Annotated in this window: 16 protein-coding genes and 1 pseudogene; 10 read left to right on the top strand and 7 right to left on the bottom strand. The window is 62.4% G+C overall.

The window, feature by feature from the left end; translation table 11 throughout:
- Nucleotides 1-73 precede the first annotated feature (73 nt).
- The 5 genes from D0B32_RS22515 (at nt 74) to D0B32_RS22495 (ending at nt 4,780) form a co-directional block, all read left to right on the top strand.
- Complete coding sequence (locus D0B32_RS22515) at nt 74-1,384, top strand: sugar ABC transporter substrate-binding protein (RefSeq protein ID WP_310591206.1); 1,311 nt, start codon at nt 74-76, stop codon at nt 1,382-1,384.
- Nucleotides 1,385-1,386: 2 nt separating this feature from the next.
- Nucleotides 1,387-2,358 carry a carbohydrate ABC transporter permease gene (locus D0B32_RS22510; protein ID WP_259295099.1) on the top strand — a complete coding sequence of 324 codons (972 nt, stop codon included), beginning with the start codon at nt 1,387-1,389 and terminating at the stop codon, nt 2,356-2,358.
- Between the two features lie 100 nt (nt 2,359-2,458).
- A complete protein-coding gene (locus tag D0B32_RS22505) occupies nt 2,459-3,250 on the top strand; it encodes a carbohydrate ABC transporter permease (protein ID WP_117336796.1) in 792 nt (263 codons plus the stop codon).
- Between the two features lie 34 nt (nt 3,251-3,284).
- On the top strand, nt 3,285-4,403 hold the full coding sequence (locus D0B32_RS22500) for a mandelate racemase/muconate lactonizing enzyme family protein (RefSeq protein ID WP_117336505.1): 1,119 nt from the start codon (nt 3,285-3,287) through the stop codon (nt 4,401-4,403).
- Entirely contained in the window at nt 4,400-4,780 is a 381-nt protein-coding gene (locus D0B32_RS22495; protein WP_259295097.1) for an L-rhamnose mutarotase, read from the top strand. The genes D0B32_RS22500 and D0B32_RS22495 overlap by 4 nt, the downstream gene beginning before the upstream one ends.
- 59 nt (nt 4,781-4,839) lie before the next feature.
- Here the strand turns inward: D0B32_RS22495 and D0B32_RS22490 are convergent, their stop codons facing one another.
- On the bottom strand, nt 4,840-5,166 hold the full coding sequence (locus D0B32_RS22490) for a hypothetical protein (RefSeq protein ID WP_117336504.1): 327 nt from the start codon (nt 5,164-5,166) through the stop codon (nt 4,840-4,842).
- 250 nt (nt 5,167-5,416) lie between these two features.
- Between D0B32_RS22490 and D0B32_RS22485 the strand changes: the two genes are divergently transcribed.
- Nucleotides 5,417-5,845, top strand: a complete 429-nt coding sequence (locus D0B32_RS22485) for a MarR family winged helix-turn-helix transcriptional regulator (RefSeq protein ID WP_117336794.1) — start codon at nt 5,417-5,419, stop codon at nt 5,843-5,845.
- Nucleotides 5,846-5,862: 17 nt separating this feature from the next.
- Nucleotides 5,863-7,329 carry a DHA2 family efflux MFS transporter permease subunit gene (locus D0B32_RS22480; protein WP_259295096.1) on the top strand — a complete coding sequence of 489 codons (1,467 nt, stop codon included), beginning with the start codon at nt 5,863-5,865 and terminating at the stop codon, nt 7,327-7,329.
- Nucleotides 7,330-7,427: 98 nt separating this feature from the next.
- Here the strand turns inward: D0B32_RS22480 and D0B32_RS22475 are convergent, their stop codons facing one another.
- From D0B32_RS22475 to D0B32_RS22465, 3 genes are read right to left on the bottom strand one after another with little or no spacing between them, the layout of a single operon-like run.
- Nucleotides 7,428-8,042, bottom strand: coding sequence for a hypothetical protein (locus tag D0B32_RS22475; RefSeq protein WP_117336503.1), 615 nt, complete (start codon nt 8,040-8,042; stop codon nt 7,428-7,430).
- A 51-nt stretch (nt 8,043-8,093) separates the two neighbouring features.
- Nucleotides 8,094-8,885, bottom strand: coding sequence for a molybdopterin-dependent oxidoreductase (locus D0B32_RS22470; protein WP_117336502.1), 792 nt, complete (start codon nt 8,883-8,885; stop codon nt 8,094-8,096).
- A 2-nt stretch (nt 8,886-8,887) separates the two neighbouring features.
- Nucleotides 8,888-9,481 (bottom strand): cytochrome b/b6 domain-containing protein, encoded by a 594-nt coding sequence (locus D0B32_RS22465; protein ID WP_117336501.1) that lies wholly within the window; start codon nt 9,479-9,481, stop codon nt 8,888-8,890.
- A 250-nt stretch (nt 9,482-9,731) separates the two neighbouring features.
- On the opposite strand from D0B32_RS22465, the gene D0B32_RS22460 reads away from it, so the two are divergent.
- A complete protein-coding gene (locus D0B32_RS22460; protein ID WP_181969874.1) occupies nt 9,732-11,927 on the top strand; it encodes a GAF domain-containing protein in 2,196 nt (731 codons plus the stop codon).
- A 148-nt stretch (nt 11,928-12,075) separates the two neighbouring features.
- Here the strand turns inward: D0B32_RS22460 and D0B32_RS22455 are convergent, their stop codons facing one another.
- Entirely contained in the window at nt 12,076-12,693 is a 618-nt protein-coding gene (locus D0B32_RS22455) for a hypothetical protein (RefSeq protein WP_259295095.1), read from the bottom strand.
- Nucleotides 12,694-13,033: 340 nt separating this feature from the next.
- Here D0B32_RS22455 and D0B32_RS22450 point away from each other — a divergent pair.
- Nucleotides 13,034-13,414, top strand: a pseudogene (locus tag D0B32_RS22450) (zinc-binding dehydrogenase); the annotation flags it as partial.
- Between the two features lie 96 nt (nt 13,415-13,510).
- Here the strand turns inward: D0B32_RS22450 and D0B32_RS22445 are convergent.
- Nucleotides 13,511-13,999 carry an NUDIX domain-containing protein gene (locus D0B32_RS22445; RefSeq protein WP_117336497.1) on the bottom strand — a complete coding sequence of 163 codons (489 nt, stop codon included), beginning with the start codon at nt 13,997-13,999 and terminating at the stop codon, nt 13,511-13,513.
- 83 nt (nt 14,000-14,082) lie between these two features.
- On the bottom strand, nt 14,083-15,285 hold the full coding sequence (locus D0B32_RS22440) for an esterase family protein (RefSeq protein WP_220444950.1): 1,203 nt from the start codon (nt 15,283-15,285) through the stop codon (nt 14,083-14,085).
- Nucleotides 15,286-15,710: 425 nt separating this feature from the next.
- Between D0B32_RS22440 and D0B32_RS22435 the strand changes: the two genes are divergently transcribed.
- Nucleotides 15,711-16,388, top strand: coding sequence for an alpha/beta hydrolase (locus tag D0B32_RS22435; protein WP_117336495.1), 678 nt, complete (start codon nt 15,711-15,713; stop codon nt 16,386-16,388).
- The last annotated feature ends 12 nt before the right edge of the window (nt 16,389-16,400 follow it).

The raw sequence follows: 16,400 nt of genomic DNA, 5'->3' as shown, positions 1-16,400 counted from the left end.
TACGATGCAAGCTCTACCACAGCAACAGTCCGGCGAGCCCGGCAAGTCCGGTCAGTCCACGAAAGGCGCGCTCGTGCGGATCGCATTGTCGGCTGCGGCGCTCGCCGTCGCCGTGGTGTCGTCCGGCGCCGCGCATGCGGATAACGAATACAAGGGTTACACGCTCAGAGTCAAGCTGATTGGCGGCGTGCAATACGAGGCGCTGTACACGCGCATCCCCGAATGGGAAAAGCAGACCGGCGCCAAAGTGGAAATCATTTCGCGCAAGAGCCATTTCGAACTCGACCGCGAACTGAAGCAGGACATTGCCTCGAATCATATCGACTACTGCGTGTCGTCGAATCACACCAATTTTGCGGCCCAATACCCCATTTTCCGCGATCTGAAAGGCTTGTTCCCGCCGGACGTACTGGCGCAATACGCGCCGAATCTCCTGAAGCAGTCCGAAGTAAAAGGACATCTGATTCAGATTCCGCGCTCCACGGATATCGAGGCGTTGTACTACGACAAGGCCGCGTTCGACGATCCGGCCAATCAGGCGGCGTATCGCAAGGAATTCGGCAAGCCGCTCGAACCGCCGAAAGACTACGCCGAATTTACGCAGCAGGCGAAGTTCTTTACCAAGGCGCCGAATTTCTACGGCACGCAGTTTCCCGGCAAGGATGAAGCGCTGACCGGCACGTTCTATTCACTGCTGGTGGCCAACGGCGGGCAGTTGCTCGACAGCAAAATGAAGCCGGCCTTCAATTCGCCGATTGGCGTGAAGACGCTCAACTGGTTTGTCGATCTGTACAAGCAGGGCGTGGTGCCCAAAGGCGCGCCGAGTTATGTCTGGGACGATCTCGGCAACAACTTTGCGTCAGGCAAGGTGGCGCTCGATATGGACTGGCCCGGATTTGCCTCGTTCTACAACGACCCCAAGACCTCGAAAGTGGCGGGGCAGGTGGGCGTGGTGCGCGCGCCGCTCGGCGCCGGAAACCGGCGGCCGGGCTGGTCGGGTTCACACAGTTTCTCGATCACCAAGACCTGCGATCGCCCCGAGGTGGCGGCAAGCTTTATTGAATTCCTGACGAACCATGATTCGCAGATGATCGAGGCTCGTCTGGGCACGATCCCGTCGCGACTCGATGCGCAGCGCGACGCCGCGAAGGAATTCGAGGCGAAGCACGACCTGTATATGGCAAACGCCATCAGCGTGTTCAGCGAGGCCGCCAAGGACGACTCCTTTACGCCGCCACGCGTCGCGCAGTGGAATGAAATCTCCAATGCGCTGTGGCCGGAACTGCAAAAAGCCATCATCGGCGACAAGACCTCGACGCAGGCGCTGAACGACGCCGCGAAAAAGGTTTCCGACATCATGCAAGACGCCGCCGACAACGAATGACGATGAGCGCAGATTCCCGCAGCAATAACGGTGTGGCAGCAGAGTCCCGTCGCGAGACGGGCACCACGCTGCATCTTCAGGCGGTGCGCGAGCGGCTGTCGCTGCCGGTAAAGCTGCTGTTGCCCGCGTTCGTTTCGGTGGCGATCGTGGTCTTGCTGCCCTTGCTTTTCTCGCTCTATACGAGCTTCACGTCGTATCGGCTCACGGACCCCGACACGCTGACGCATTTCATCGGCGTGCGCAATTATCTGCGGGCGTTTTCGAATGGCGACTTCTGGGCGGCCTTCGGGCGGACCATCCTGTTCCTCACCATCGCACTCAACCTCGAAATGTTGGTGGGGTTGGGCATCGCTTTGTTGTTGAACAAGGTCACGGTCGGGCAACGTGCATTGCGAACCGTGATGATGTTTCCCATGATGTTTTCGCCGGTGCTGGTGGGTTTCCAGTTCAAGTTCATGCTGAACGACAGCACGGGCGTGATCAACAGCATTCTGCAATCGGTGTTCGGCTTCAAGACGGCGATTCCGTTTCTGGTGAACGAGAACTCGGCGCTTGCTTCGCTGATCGCCGCCGAAGTGTGGAACTCCACGCCGGTATTCGCCGTGATTCTGCTGGCCGGTTTGATGGCCTTGCCGAAAGACCCGATTGAAGCGTCGAAGGTGGATGGCTGCACGCCGTGGCAGACCTTCAGATACGTGACGCTGCCTTACCTGATGCCGTTCATCTACATCGCCATGACGATTCGCTCGCTGGACGTGGGACGCGCCTACGACATCGTGCGCATCATGACGAACGGCGGCCCCGGCGGCAGAACCGAACTGCTATGGACGATGGTGGGCCGCATTGCCTACGACGATTCGCACATGGGTTACGCCAACGCGATCGCCTATGTTTCGGTGCTGGTGTCGATTGCGTTCACGCTGTATTTCTTCCGCAAACTCAACGCCGCGCGGCGGCACATGGGGCCCGCCTGACATCATGAGCGATCTCACTTCAAGCCGCGCGAGCGATGTGCCGTTCAACTGGCCGCGTCTGTTCAATCAGTGCGCGCTGTGGTTCGGCGTGTTCGTGGTGATGGCCATTATCTGTCTGCCGGGCCTGTGGGTCGTGCTGAACGCGTTTCGCTCGAACGTCGCGATTCTGTCGAATCAGTCGCCGTTCAATGCGAGCGGCTACACGCTCGACAATTTCCGCAGCATGTTCGGCTTCGGTCAGATGGCTTCGTTGCCCATCCGGCAGTACTTCGTCAATTCGGTGATCATCTCCTGCGTCAGCACCGCCGCTGCGCTCGCGGTCGGCGTGCTGGGCGGCTACGCGTTTGCCCGCTTCGAATTCCGCCGCAAGAATCTGCTGTTCGTGCTGCTGATGCTTACGCGTGCGATTCCCGGCATTGCGCTGTCGTTGCCGATCTTCATTCTGTGGGCGTGGACCGGACTGCTCGATACGCGCCTTGGCGTGATCATCGTGTATCTGGCCATGAATGTGCCATTTACGGTCTGGCTGATCGACGGCTTCTTTCGCGAGGTGCCTATCGAACTCTCGCAGGCCGCGATGATCGACGGCTGCAACCGATGGCAGGCCTTCTGGCGCATCGAGTTGCCGCTGGCACGTTCCGGCATTGCCTCGGCTGGCATCTTTGCCTTTCTGACGAGCTGGAACGAGTTCGCGCTTGCCACCCAGCTTTGCCGGAGCCCCGATACGAAGACTCTGCCCGTAGGGCTGATGGATTTTACGGCGCAGTTCTCCGTCGATTGGGCGGGCATGTGCGCGATGGCGGTCATCATCATCATCCCGGCCATCGTATTGACCTTTATCGTGCAGAAGCATTTGATCTCGGGGCTGACACTGGGCGGTGTCAAAGGCTAGGACGTAGTTGAACGAGCAAGCGAGGAGTTATTCAATGACAATCATCGATACCGTCGAGATCCGGCAGGTCGACCTGCAACCGAAAGTCAAACGGACCGACGCGATCCAGTCATTCGTCGTGCAGGAGACCGTGCTCGTCACGATCCGTTGCAGCGATGGCAGCACCGGCACCGGCTACACCTATACGATCGGCACGGGCGGCTCGTCGATTGTCGCGTTGCTGAAAGATCACCTCGTGCCGCGCTTGATTGGGCGACATCCTGCGGAGTACGAAGCGATCTGGCGCGATCTGTATTTTCATACGCATGCCACGGCTGTGGGCGCGATCACGAGCCTGGCGCTGGCAGCGGTGGATACCGCGCTGTGGGACCGGAATACGCGCGCCGCGGGACTGTCACTGGCCGTGGCGGCGGGCGGCGCGAAACAGCGCATTCGCACGTATACGACAGAAGGGGGATGGCTGCATCTGTCCGCCAGCGAACTGGTCGATCAAACCTTGCAGGCGCAATCGGAAGGATTTCTCGGCGCCAAGCTGAAAGTGGGGCGTCCTCATGTGTCGGAAGACGTGCAGCGTCTGGACGCGGTGCGCACAGCAGTGGGGGATGGTTTCGAACTGATGACCGATGCGAATCAGGGCTTCACGTACTCGGAGGCGCTGCGTCGCGCCCATGCGTTCGAACCGTTCCGGCTCGCGTGGCTGGAAGAACCGATGCCGGCGGAAAGCGTGGATGCGCACCGACGCCTGAGTCTTGCGACTACGGTGCCGGTCGCGATTGGCGAATCGCTTTATCACCCTGGGCAATTCGCGGAGTACATGAAGGCCGATGCCTGCGCGATCGTGCAGGCGGACGTGGCGCGCGTCGGCGGCATTACGCCGTGGCTCAAGGTCGCGCACGTGGCGGAAGCGCTGAACATGGACATCTGTCCGCACTTCTTGATGGAACTGCATGTGAGCTTGTGTGCAGCCGTGCCGAACGCTACCTGGGTCGAGTACATTCCGCAACTCGATTCATTGACGCACAACCGTGTGCGCATCGAGGCAGGCTTTGCAATCGCGCCGCAGGAACCGGGTATCGGTATTGACTGGGACTGGGACGCCGTCAACGCCGCGCAGCGCGTTCATTTGTCCATCGACGCGAAGGCCTCGGCATGAGCGGCGCTGAGCGCACGGTGCGGCACTGTCTGACGCTCGACCTGAAGAGTGACGCAGCCGCCATCGAAGCCTATGACCGATACCACGGCGACGTGTGGCCGGAAGTGCTCGTACACCTGCGCGACTCGGGCATTCACGACATGACCATCTGGCGGCGCGGCACCCGTTTGATGATGCTCATCGAAACCGCGCCGGACTTTCAGCCAGACCGGCTGGTGGTGACGGCAGACAGTTCACCACGCGTCAAGGAATGGGAGCAGTTGATGGCCACGTTTCAGCAGGCACTGGCCGACGCGCAGGGGGCGGGGCTGTGGCAACCCATGTCCGAAGTCTTCAATCTGCAAACGCAGTTGGGCAAGGAACGCGCGGCGCGCTGAGTGAGGGGGCGCTTGCCGCCAAACATGCCCGGCACAACACGGGCGCCCCGTGCAACCCGTCACCGCCCGGCGGCAACCCCTCCATGAAACGGCCCGAAGATACGGGCGGCCACGATTCCCATCAATAGCGCACCGAGCCCCGCGCTGCCCGCGTCCGCCGCGATGCGGATGTCGAAGTCTCCCACCCGGCAGATCAGCAGATAGCCCACCACGACGTTAAACGCACCCCACCACACGTTGACCGTTGCCGAGGACAGCCCTTTACCGGGTGGCTTGGCGAACGGGCTCTGGAACGACCGGCCCATGACGCCGCTGACGAAATGCGGAATGGCGTTGGACAGCACCGCGCCGCCTGCGAAGTACGAAAGGTATTGATACCACGGCATGTCATTGCTCTCCATGCGTTGGAACGCTGTTGCTCGAGGCGCGTTTGGCGCTGCAAAGCGGGTTGTTCAGCGGGCGCCGATTAGATTACGGTGAACCCGCACCAGGCGCCAAGCGTGGCATCAACCGGCTAAATTTGCAAGCCTATCTTGCAAGCTTAACTTGCAAGTTTATATTGCAAGTTAAGCTTGCAATTATGGCTGCGTGGAGCCATCCTTGCAGGACACGCACTTCCGCCGTATTCGAACGATCATGCCGACCAAAACCCACGATCAATCCGTCCTCGACCTGATGCAGGCCGTCGGCCTGCTGCTGCGGCGCACCCGCAGCGAATCCCATGCGGAAACATTTTCCATGACGGAATCGCTCGTCATGTCGCGGCTCGCCAATGACGGGCCGGCCACGACCGCTGCACTCGCGCGGGCCGAGCAGATGAAGCCGCAGTCGATGGGAACGACCATTGCTTCGCTCGAGCAAATGGGCGTGGTCAAGCGTACCCAGCACGCCACGGACGGCCGTCAGATGTTGATCGAGTTGACCGCGAAGGGCGTGCAGCTGCGCAAGAAACATCGTGAAGCGAAGCAGATGTGGCTGTCGCAAGCCATCGCCGAACTGGACGCCGAGGAACGCGACACCCTGTTCAAGGCTGCCGGGATCATCAAGAAACTGGCGGAAAAGTGACCGCAAAGCGAAGCAGCATGCGCGGCAACCCCACCAATGAAACGAGCACGGCGGGCAAGATGGACGAGGCGGGCAGCGTGACTGAAGACTCACCCACGCGCGCCGGCGAGTCAGAGGGCGTCGCGTCGTCCGTCTGGAAAGTGGCCGTCGTCGCGGTGATCGGGCCGTTCATGACGCAGCTCGATTCGACTGTAGTCAACGTCTCGCTGTCGACCATCAGCCATACACTCGCCGCGCCCATTGCCACCGCGCAATGGATCGTCAGCGGCTACCTGCTGGCGATGGCGCTGATGCTGCCGCTCAACGGCTGGCTGGTGGATCGCATGGGTGCGCGGCGACTCTACCTCATCCTGTTTTCGACCTTCACGCTGGCGTCGTTTTTGTGCGGTGCTTCGCGCAGCATCGACGCGCTGATCTGCGCGCGCGTCTTCCAGGGCCTGGTGGGTGGCGTGCTGGCCCCCATGACGCAGATGATGATTGCGCGTGCGGCGGGCAAAAACATGGCGCGCGTGATGGGCTACGCCACCTTGCCGATACTGCTCGCACCCATTCTCGGGCCGCTATTGGCGGGAACGATCCTCGCGCATGCCACGTGGTCATGGCTGTTCTACCTCAACGTGCCGGTGGGTATACTCGGCGTCGCACTGGCTGCGCTGTTGCTGCCGGTAGACACGGCCACGCTGCAAAAGCGCCCGTTCGATTTCCTCGGCTTCGCGCTGCTTTCGCCGGGCTTCGTCGGGTTGATCTTCGGTCTGCAAAACGCGTCACACGCTGATGGACGCTGGATTTTGTTCGCCGGCATCGTCCTGCTTACGGCGTTTCTCGTGCATGCGGTAAAGAAGGGCCAGGGGGCGCTGATCGACGTGCGGATTTTTGCGGATCGGACCTTTTCGGTTGCGGCGGTCACGCAATTCTTCGCGACCAGCATCATGTTCGGGCGGCAACTCGTCGTGCCGCTTTACCTGATAGCCGGCTGCGGGTTGTCCGCGGCACAGGCCGGCTGGTTCATCGCGGCCACGGGCGCCGGCATGATGTGTTCGTTCCCGTTGCTTGGATTCCTGACCGAAAAATTCGGCTGCCGCGTGGTGTCAGCGGGCGGCGCGTTGCTGGCGTTGCTCAGCACTATCGCGTTTGTGGGGATGGCGGCCGGGCAGTTTTCGGCGACCTGGGCGGTCCTCAGCCTGTTTCTGGCGGGGGCGGGGCAAGGCACGATCAGCATACCGTCCATCTCGGCGGCGTACTCCTCGATACCGAAGGCGCGCCTGCCTGTCGCGAACACCGCGCTGAACATCGCGCAAAGAGTTGGTGGCCCGTTTGCCACGACGATCCTCGCGATGTTCATTGCGTCGACGCTGCCTCACGCTGCTCATGCAGTGTCGACGCAATTTTTCATGGCGTTCGTGATGCTCGCGGTTTTTCACGCGGCCACTTTTATAGCGGCGCTGTTCCTGCCGCTACGCATCTCGCGCGCAGCTAAAGCGTGAATGCATAAGCGCGTGGCGTAGCGCGATGTGTTTCAGGAACGCGTCATCGTATGCTGCTCTGGCATGTCCACCTGAAACCATCGCGCTAACACCGCGATTTACATCGGCGGTGCGACACCGTCCTTCTCGACGACCACCTGGTTGCCGTCGTAGGCACCGTCTTTCGCCGGCGTTGCTACGATGAAGACCTTCTTGCCCGCGGTCAGATCATCGCGGGACGAGGGAACGAGCGTGACCACGGGCACGTTGGTCGGCACGTTGACGGTATTGCTGCCGCCCTTGTACGAGAGTTTCAGGTCGCGGCCGCTGGTCCCCTGCACGACAGTGTCGACATTTGCGTTGGTCATCGAGCTGTTCGAACCCAGGTCCCACGCGTAGTGTCCTTCACCCATACCGCGTGCGGCTTCCGGGAACACCAGCACTTCCTTTGCCGTCAGCTTGCCGTCCGGGCCAGGCGTCGCGGCTGCGCCGACATACGAACCGGGTTTGATGTCCGCGAGCTGGATCGCCTTCACTGCATTGATACCTGTTGAATCTTTCACGGCAATCGTGACCGTGTCGCCGCTGCGGCGATGAACCTGCAGGTTGCCGCCCGAGAACGACACGATTTCCCCGCGAATCCGTTCCGGCTTGACCGCGGAGGATTGCGCGAATGCCGCGCTGGCGAGCGTCAGGGTGACGAGCGAGGCAACGACTTTGAGGCGAATAGACATAAGTACTCCGTAGGGTTGATTGCAGTTGACTGAATGATGATTCACCGGGGCTCAGGAGCCGCCGAACCAGTTGTATCCCTGGTTTTCCCAGTAGCCGCCGGGAAATTCGTTGGTCACCGTAATGGCGACAATGTGCTTCGGGTTCTTGTAGCCCAGTTTGGTGGGCATACGCAGCTTCATCGGAAAGCCGTATTTGGCGGGCAGCGTTTTGCCGTCATAGGACAAGGTCAGCAGCGTCTGCGGATGGAGCGCCGTCGGCATGTCGATGCTCGTCCAGTAGTTGTCGGCGCAATGCAGCGCGACATACTTCGCGGTGGTGTCGGCACCGGCGCGACGCAGGAAATCGGCGAATGACACACCGCCCCATTTGCCGATCGCGCTCCAGCCCTCGATGCAGATATGACGCGTCACCTGGCTTTGTTGCGGCAACGCGTGCAGTTCGTCGAGCGTCCAGATCGCTTTGCCGTTGACGCGCCCCTTCAGCTCCAGACGATAGCTCTGCGCATCCACGTCCGGCACTTCGTCGATGTCGTAGAACGCGTTGAACGGAAACGGCCGCGTGATCATCGACTCCGGGTAGGTCGGCGCCAGCTTGCGCGGATCGAACAGCAGCGCCTGGGCATCGTCGTTGAACGACGAGAACTTGCGCAGCATCGTGTCGACGGACTTGTCGCTGCTCAGGTCGCAACCGGACAACAGCATCAGGCCGCCCAGCGAAAGGATGCGCTTGCCGAACAGGCGTCGCGAAGCCGAGGGCAGTGCCTTGTGCGCATCCTTGATGATGGATTGCGCGTCCGGCCGGTAGACGGTATCGGGCGAGGGGTTCTGTTTGCGGGAATTCATGCTTACCGGCCTCGAATCATGGTGAGCAAGGAGCGCGGCACGAGCGCGACCATCGCGACATGCACCACGAAAAAGCCGACCAGGATGCTCATGGCCGCGAAATGAACCACACGGGCGTTGTCGAAACCGCCCATCAAGGTCCTGAGCAACGGGAATTGCACGGGCTTCCAGATCGTCAGGCCCGACAGCACGACCAGCACGATGTTGGCGATCACCACGAGATACGCGACCTTTTGCACGGTGTTGTACTGGCTGAAGTCACCGTGACTGAGCTTGCCGCGCAGGGCCGCGACGAGGTCGGAGGCGAACGCGCGCGGGCTCACCGGCAGCAGCTTCCGGTGCAGACGGCCGGTGGTCACACCCAGTGCCAGATAGACGAGAAAGTTGCCGACCAGCACCCACATGACCGCGAAGTGCCACAGCAGCGCACCGCCAAGCCAGCCTCCCAGCGTGATGGAGGGCGGGAACCGCAGCGCGGTGAAGATCGGCGAGGCGTTGTACACGGCCCAGCCGCTCAGGCACATCGCGATCACGGCGGCGGCATTGATCCAGTGAAAAATGCGCACCCACGCGGGGTGAATGGTGGCGTGACTCACGATGACCTCATGGACAATGACCGGGTTGGCAGTGGCGAACGCATTGGGATGGCGCGGCGAGCTGACAGAGTTGGGACTGGTCGTAAGGATGTCAGTCGGGCGGGCGGGGCGGTATCGGTCAAATGACCGAGCCGGATGCAGCGCGACACCGCAACAACGAAGGCCAATGCCGGCTGTCCGGGCGAACAGGCCTTTGTGGCAAACTGTGCGACTACATCAATTGCGTGCGTCGCCGGGGGCCGACTTCTTCATGGAAAACGAAACGCTTTCCGAAATCGTGGCGAACTGCGACCAGGAGCCGATTCACGCGCTGGGTCTGGTGCAGCCGCACGGCGCGCTCCTCTGTTTCGACCCGGCGGGGCATCTGGTGGCTGCCAGCACCAATGCGCCGGAGCTGCTCGGCGCATTGCCCGCAATGGGCGAGCGCTTGACGGACGCGCATGTCACGCCGCTGGCCCGGCAAACCATCTTCGAGGCACTGGCCGACCCCGCCAAGCCCGCGGACGCCGTGGAATGCGACGGCGCGAACGGTGAGCGCTTCGACTTGATCACGCACTGGTCGGGCGACATGCTGGTGGCCGAATTCGAGCAGCTGTCAGCGGACGCACCGCCCGCGTCGCAGTTCGCGCTGTATGCCCAGCGCGCGATTCAACGCCTGCAATCGACCCAGTACTCCAACCCGGCCGCGCTGCTGCAATCCGCGGCGGAGACGATTCGCACGATGACCGGTTTTGACCGGGTCATGGGTTATCGCTTCCTGTCCGACGGCAGCGGCGAAGTGATTGGTGAAGCGCGGCGCGAGGACCTGGCGCCGTATCTGCATCAACGCTACCCGGCCGGCGATATTCCGGCGCAGGCACGACGCCTGTATGTGCTGAACCCGATCCGCCAGATCGCCTCGGTCGAGGCGAAGCCGGTCACCATCCAGCCGTCGTTGCACCCCCGCACCAACGCGCCCTACGACCTGAGTTACGCCGTGCTGCGCAGCGTGTCGCCCATCCATATCGAGTATCTGAAGAACATGGGCGTGGGCGCGTCCATGAGCATCTCCATCGTGGTGGACGGCCAGCTCTGGGGATTGTTCGCGTGTCATCACATGACGGCGCACCGGGCGTCGCACGCAGTTCGTCTGTCCTGCACGGTGCTCACGCAGGTGGTGTCGATCCTGATCGCGCAGATCGACGCCCGGCAGCGTTCGCTCGACGAGCGGCGCGTCCACGATCTGCGGGCGCAGATCGCCACGGAACTGGCGCATGCCGAAGAGGCGCTGATGGGGCTGTTGTCGGCCGCGGACGACGTGTCCGCGCTGATCGACTGCGAATGCGTGATGGCCGTGGTCGATCACGAAGTGGTCTCGCTTGGCAGCAGCAAGGCCACCAGCATCGAAGCGTTGCGCGCGCTCGCCGATCACATGACCTCGACGCGCCAGGATACGCTGGTCAGCCAGTCGCTCACGGAGGATCTGCCGGAGCTTGCGCCCATCAGCACGCCCGAGGGGCCGATTGCGGGCTGTCTCGCCATCCAGATGGTGGGCGACGCGCGCATCACCATCATGTGGATGCGCCGGGAACTGGTCGAAACCATCAATTGGGCCGGACCGCCGGACAAGGTGATCGCGTCCGGGCCGAACGGCGCCCGGCTCACGCCGCGCGGCTCGTTCGAAGTCTGGAAGCAGACCGTACGGGGCCGCAGCCGCGAGTGGTCGGGCATGGACCGCTCGGCCGCCCGCGAGCTGAAGGTCATCCTGCAGGACGTCGCCTTGCAGCGCATGCGGGAAGCCGAGCGCGCAAGAACCACGCTGCTCGCCACGCTTGGACACGATCTGCGCAATCCGCTGCAGGCTATCAACATGGCCGTGCAACTGATGGGACGCGGGCTGGCGACCTCGAACGACACGGCTAAACGTGTCGAAGGATCGACCCGGCGGATGCAGTCGCTGATCAACTACATTCTCGACGTGAGCCGCATCCGTTCAGGCGTGGGTCTGGGCATGACGCGGGAACGGGTTGGGTTGGGAGAACTGCTCGAATCCACCGTCGAGCAGAATCGCCTCGCTCATCCGAACGTCACCATCGTCACGCAGCTCCCCGCCGATCTGGGCGACGTGCTGGTCGACCCGGACCGCTTCAATCAGGCGCTCACCAATCTGATCAGCAATGCGCGCCAGCACGGCGACACGAGTTTCCCTATCGAACTGCTGGCGAGCGTCGAAGGCAAGACCACGACCATTGAAATACGCAACCGTCTCTTGAAGAAGCCGGCTGCGTCGTTCGAACGGCTCACCGACCCTTTCAAGAGCGGCTCGCTCGACAACCCGAACAACCGCGGCGGTCTGGGACTGGGGCTCTACATTGCCAGCGCCATCGTGAAGGGCCACGACGCGACGCTCACCGGCAATTTTGCCGAGATGAACGCGCGCATCTTTATCACGTTGACCGAGGCTTGAGGTAGAGGCGCTGAGAGGCTTGGGGACCGAAAAGCGGAGACCCGGCTGCCAGCACGCGGCGGCCGCGTATGGCCGCCGGAGTGCTCGGGTCTGTCTGTGCGTGCGCTTGCCGATTCGCGCGGAATCGGGCACTCAATCAGGCGCGGAATCAGGCACTCAGCGCGTGCTTGAACGCCTGCGCATCGCCGCGCCGGTCGAGGGCCAGCTCGGCGCGATGGTCGAGCGACGCCTTGCGTTTTTCTTCCGCGTTCGCAATGAAGTCGGACAGTTCGCGCTCCAGCGCCGAGTCTTTGGCGCCGGGTCTCCAGCTTGCCGCGCCGTGCCGCCGCCGGGTGGCGCGGGCAAGGGCCAACGCCGCCATTGCTGCCTTCGCGCATTCGTATTCAACCTGTCCGCACAGGTCGAGCGGTTCACCGAATTCGCGGAACGCCTCCAGATACTCTCGCGCGCCGTGCACGGTTGCCGGGTACTCGCGCAGCTCGGAGATGACCTTGCCGCTCATGACGTGCCAGTGAAGTTTGTCGGGATAGGCGAAGGTGGGCATGACGACGCTCCTGCTGGCGTCGCGTCCTGACGGGCTGCCATGTTGCGCCGCTGCCCAGGCCGCCTTGTGCATCATGGTTCGGCAGGTACGGGCGTAACTTTCGAGCGATAGCGCGACTTCCAGCGCGGTGTCGCGCCGCTTGCGCTTGCGATCGCCGGCATCCCGCAACGACAGCCACGTGAGTGTGATGGCGGAGCCAACGGCCGCTGAGGTCAGCGCCAAAGTTACCGGACTGTTCCAGTCGATTCGCTGGAAAAATTGAAGCCAATCTTGCCGCATATCATGCGCCTCGGAGAAAGAGGTGCAGAGAGTATAAGCAATCGTTTGCGGCGTAATCAGCGCAAACTACGCGTTGTGTGTTTTCACCACAGTCGTTTCGCTGCGATGCTGCGCGACTTGACAGGACATACTGAAGCAATGCAATGCGCGGACGCGCAGCGCCGGAGCACGCCGCGAATTGGGGACGAATGTGATGCGGGCTGCTGTGACCTGGCCGCAATCAGGATGGACGCCGGAGCGCGGTCGAACGTGGTCGAGCCTGGCTTAGCGCGTCAGTCATGGGCGCGATCCGGCGCAAATGAATGCGCACGCGCGCAGCTTCGACCTGATCATCAATACGGTGGCCATTCCGCATGATCTGGATGCCTACACCTCGCTGCTCAAGCTCGACGGAACGCTGACACTGGTTGGGATTCCTGAGGACCCGCATCCGTCGCCGTCGGTGGCGGGATTGATCGGCGGGCGTCGCAGCATCGCGGGTTCGCTGATCGGCGGTATCGAAGAGACGCAGGAGATGCTGGATTTCTGCGCGCAACACCGTATCCTCGCCGACATCGAAATGATTCAGATGCAGGATGTCGAAGTGGCCTTCGAGCGGATGCTGAAAAGCGATGTGAAATACCGCTTCGTCATCGACATGGCCTCGTTGAAAGAAGCGGCCTGATCGAGCGTGATGAGCCTTCGCCCGGTGATGCCGGGTCAAGGCTTTTCATTCATGGGTTGAACCTACGTGCCACACGCAGGTGCTCGATGCGTGCGTTCAGTGGGCGCGCTGCCTGGCGAGATAGGCGACGACCGCGTCGGTGAGTGGCATGTGATGCAGCTCATCGGGCAAGGCGAGGCGCGCTGCAACGATCTCGCGATTGTCGAGCTGCAACTCCGGCAAACCGTCCAGGTGCAGTTCGAAGAAATACACCTTGTCCTTGCGTCCGTCCCAGTTGCCGCTGGCGCTGCCTGCGGCGACCAGTGGGTACGCCGGCAGACCAATCTCTTCTTCCATTTCGCGTTGCGCTGCCGCCTCGGGCGGCTCACCGGCGTGCATGCTGCCACCGGGGAAATTCCATTCGGCGCGATACGACGACTTCACCAGCAGCAAGGCCTCGCCAACATAGAGGGCCACCAGCGCACCTTCATGACGTGGCCTCCGGATGTGCCACCAGATGCGCGCCAGGCGGAAGCCGACGCGCAGCCCGAGGCGCCAGACCGCATCGATCAGCGTAGCCGGTCGCGTTGCCTCGAGGCTCGGCATGGGGTGATTCCTTTGTCTCGACACGGAACGGGCCGGCTGGTTTCGATCAGCAGAGAGCAGGGGCGTGGATGGCAAGGTCTCGCTCAATGCACGGGCGCCGGATAATCCTTCCACACCCATTCGAGTGCTTCGGCGAGCGTTTGCGCAACCGTAGCCGGGTCGACGTGGCCCGCGTTGCGTGAAAACACGAACTGATAGGCGTAGCCCTTCGCGGCGAGCACGCGCGCCATGTCCTCGTTCGCGAGAGTCCAGTCATGCATGCCGTCGGCGAGCGGCGCAACCGGATAGAACAGGTCGCGATCGCCCACCTCGAACCAGTAGCGGATCGGTTGGCGCGGCGTATTCGGGATCAGCGGCGCGCCGTTCGACGCCGTGGCGGGCGTGACGTTGATGCCCGACACGGTGAGATTCGCTTTCACGGGCCCCGGCCACGCACTGTGGTATTGCCACGCGCCGCCGGGCAGGGCGGTGTCATGCGGCCATTGCTGGTTCACCATCGTGGGCGAGTAGCCGAGCACCCGGTGATAGAGGTCGGGCCGGAACCAGGCCATGCTGAACGCGGCGGCGGCGCTGGAACTGATGCCCATCGTGGCGCGCCCGTCCGGGTCCTTCGTCAAGCGCACATGTGCGTCCTGTTCGACACGCGGCAGCACTTCCTGCTCGACCCACTGCGCGTAGGTGCCGGACACCGCGTCGTATTCGCGGCCCCGTTCGCTGCCTTGCGCATCCTGTCCGCCGGCGCCAATGCCGATGGCGATCATGGGCGGCAGCTTGTGCGCATGAATCAGGTTGTCGAGCACGTTGAACAGCATCTGCGCCTTGAAGAAGCCATGCGGGCCACCGTCGCCATACACGATGAAAGGCGCAGCCGTGCCCGGAACGTAATCGGCCGGCACATACACGTCGACTTCGCGGGTCCAGCTGCCGGCATGGCTCGCGGGCACCAGCAGATCGGATTTGTCACCCGGCGCGGTGGCGGCAGAAGCGACCGCTGAGTTTCGGCAATCGGGTAAATCGTCCCGAATCATGCCGGGGCGATAGATCACGCTATCTGCCGAAGTCATGGTGAAGGTGTGGATCGTGCCATGCGGCACGCTGGCTTCAGCCACCGTTTCCGGCGCCGGGGGATGCGTGGCGCCGATGATGAAATTGCCGTCACTGGTCGCGGACGGAATCTGGCCATCGGGCAGCTCGGTGGCCTGCGGATATTTGGGGTTGTGCGGATCGCGCGTGGGCGGCGTGGTCTTGAGGTCGAGCCCGGCGGTGTCGATGAAGAACGGCGCCATTGGGTCCGTTGTGTTGGCACCTGCCGGAACCGAGGCCTGCGGCGGTATGCAGGCGGCGTCTGCCGCATGAGACGGGGCGCTGAGCGCCGTTGCAAGAAGCGTTGAAAGTAGTGCTGCCACGAGAACCGCACGGGCCTGGGTCATCGGTGATCGCCTCCCTCGCTGGGCATGCAGGCTGCGATCGACGGGGGGCCGCAAAGCGCTGCAAAGCGATAGGTACGGTAGCCGAAACGGCGAGACAACGTCAAGCTTATTAGGTGGGCGCTGAAGAGGCGCGCTGTGCGGGTGTTAGTAAGGTCGCAGAATAAGGTTGCAGCCAATGCGACCGACGCATTGAGGTAGCATCGTTACGTTGAGCGCATATTCAGGCCGCACCGCGCTGCATCCAATCTGTTCACCGATCCCAACTCAACATGGAAGCTTCTATGTCCACGCCCCCCATCGAAATCGAAACCGCCCCCAATCCAGAGTACGCCGTGATCCTGATGCACGGTCTCGGCGCGGACGCCAACGATTTCGTACCGCTCGTTCCTGAGTTGCAGCTCGGCGCGGCGCCCGCCGTGCGCTTCGTGTTTCCCAACGCGCCGGAGATCGCCGTGACCGCGAACAGTGGCTACGTCATGCGGGCGTGGTACGACATTCGTTCGTTCGACAGCATCGAGCGGCAAGTCGACGAAGCCGGTATCGATGCGTCCTGCGCGACGGTGCGGCACTTGATCGAAGCGCAAAACCAGCGCGGTATCGCCACCTCGAAGATATTTCTTGCCGGCTTCTCGCAAGGCGGGGCGATGACGTATTCGGCTGGCCTCACGCATCCTGAAGCGCTGGCCGGCCTGATCGTGATGTCGGGCTATGTGCCGTCGTCACGTTTTATCGAAAGCCGCGCGAGCGAGGCCAACCGCAACACGCCGATCTTCGCCGCACACGGTACGTTCGACGACATTCTGCCCATCCAGCTCGGCGAAGCCGCCCGCGATTTCGCCCGCGCGCAAGGATGCCCGGTCGAATGGCAGGCGTATCCGATGCCGCATTCGGTGTGCGCGGAGGAAATCGAAGCGCTGCGCAACTGGCTCGGCGCGCGCTTTGCGACGTCCTCAAAGTAACCTGGTAGCGTG

The sequence above is a fragment of the Paraburkholderia sp. DHOC27 genome (assembly GCF_003429005.1).
Lineage (GTDB): Bacteria > Pseudomonadota > Gammaproteobacteria > Burkholderiales > Burkholderiaceae > Paraburkholderia.
Note: the sequence above shows the minus strand (reverse complement) of the source record. Positions and strands in the feature narration are given on the sequence as shown.

Bases quoted from the DNA above. Each gene is read 5' to 3' on its own strand.
- D0B32_RS22485 (WP_117336794.1), top strand. From the start codon at position 5,417: ATGCCGACCAAAACCCACGATCAATCCGTCCTCGACCTGATGCAGGCC.
- D0B32_RS22490 (WP_117336504.1), bottom strand. From the start codon at position 5,166: ATGCCGTGGTATCAATACCTTTCGTACTTCGCAGGCGGCGCGGTGCTG.
- D0B32_RS22460 (WP_181969874.1), top strand. From the start codon at position 9,732: ATGGAAAACGAAACGCTTTCCGAAATCGTGGCGAACTGCGACCAGGAG.
- D0B32_RS22510 (WP_259295099.1), top strand. From the start codon at position 1,387: ATGAGCGCAGATTCCCGCAGCAATAACGGTGTGGCAGCAGAGTCCCGT.
- D0B32_RS22440 (WP_220444950.1), bottom strand. From the start codon at position 15,285: ATGGCGCCGTTCTTCATCGACACCGCCGGGCTCGACCTCAAGACCACG.
- D0B32_RS22495 (WP_259295097.1), top strand. From the start codon at position 4,400: ATGAGCGGCGCTGAGCGCACGGTGCGGCACTGTCTGACGCTCGACCTG.
- D0B32_RS22435 (WP_117336495.1), top strand. From the start codon at position 15,711: ATGTCCACGCCCCCCATCGAAATCGAAACCGCCCCCAATCCAGAGTAC.
- D0B32_RS22500 (WP_117336505.1), top strand. From the start codon at position 3,285: ATGACAATCATCGATACCGTCGAGATCCGGCAGGTCGACCTGCAACCG.
- D0B32_RS22470 (WP_117336502.1), bottom strand. From the start codon at position 8,885: ATGAATTCCCGCAAACAGAACCCCTCGCCCGATACCGTCTACCGGCCG.
- D0B32_RS22445 (WP_117336497.1), bottom strand. From the start codon at position 13,999: ATGCCGAGCCTCGAGGCAACGCGACCGGCTACGCTGATCGATGCGGTC.
- D0B32_RS22475 (WP_117336503.1), bottom strand. From the start codon at position 8,042: ATGTCTATTCGCCTCAAAGTCGTTGCCTCGCTCGTCACCCTGACGCTC.
- D0B32_RS22480 (WP_259295096.1), top strand. From the start codon at position 5,863: ATGCGCGGCAACCCCACCAATGAAACGAGCACGGCGGGCAAGATGGAC.
- D0B32_RS22505 (WP_117336796.1), top strand. From the start codon at position 2,459: ATGGCCATTATCTGTCTGCCGGGCCTGTGGGTCGTGCTGAACGCGTTT.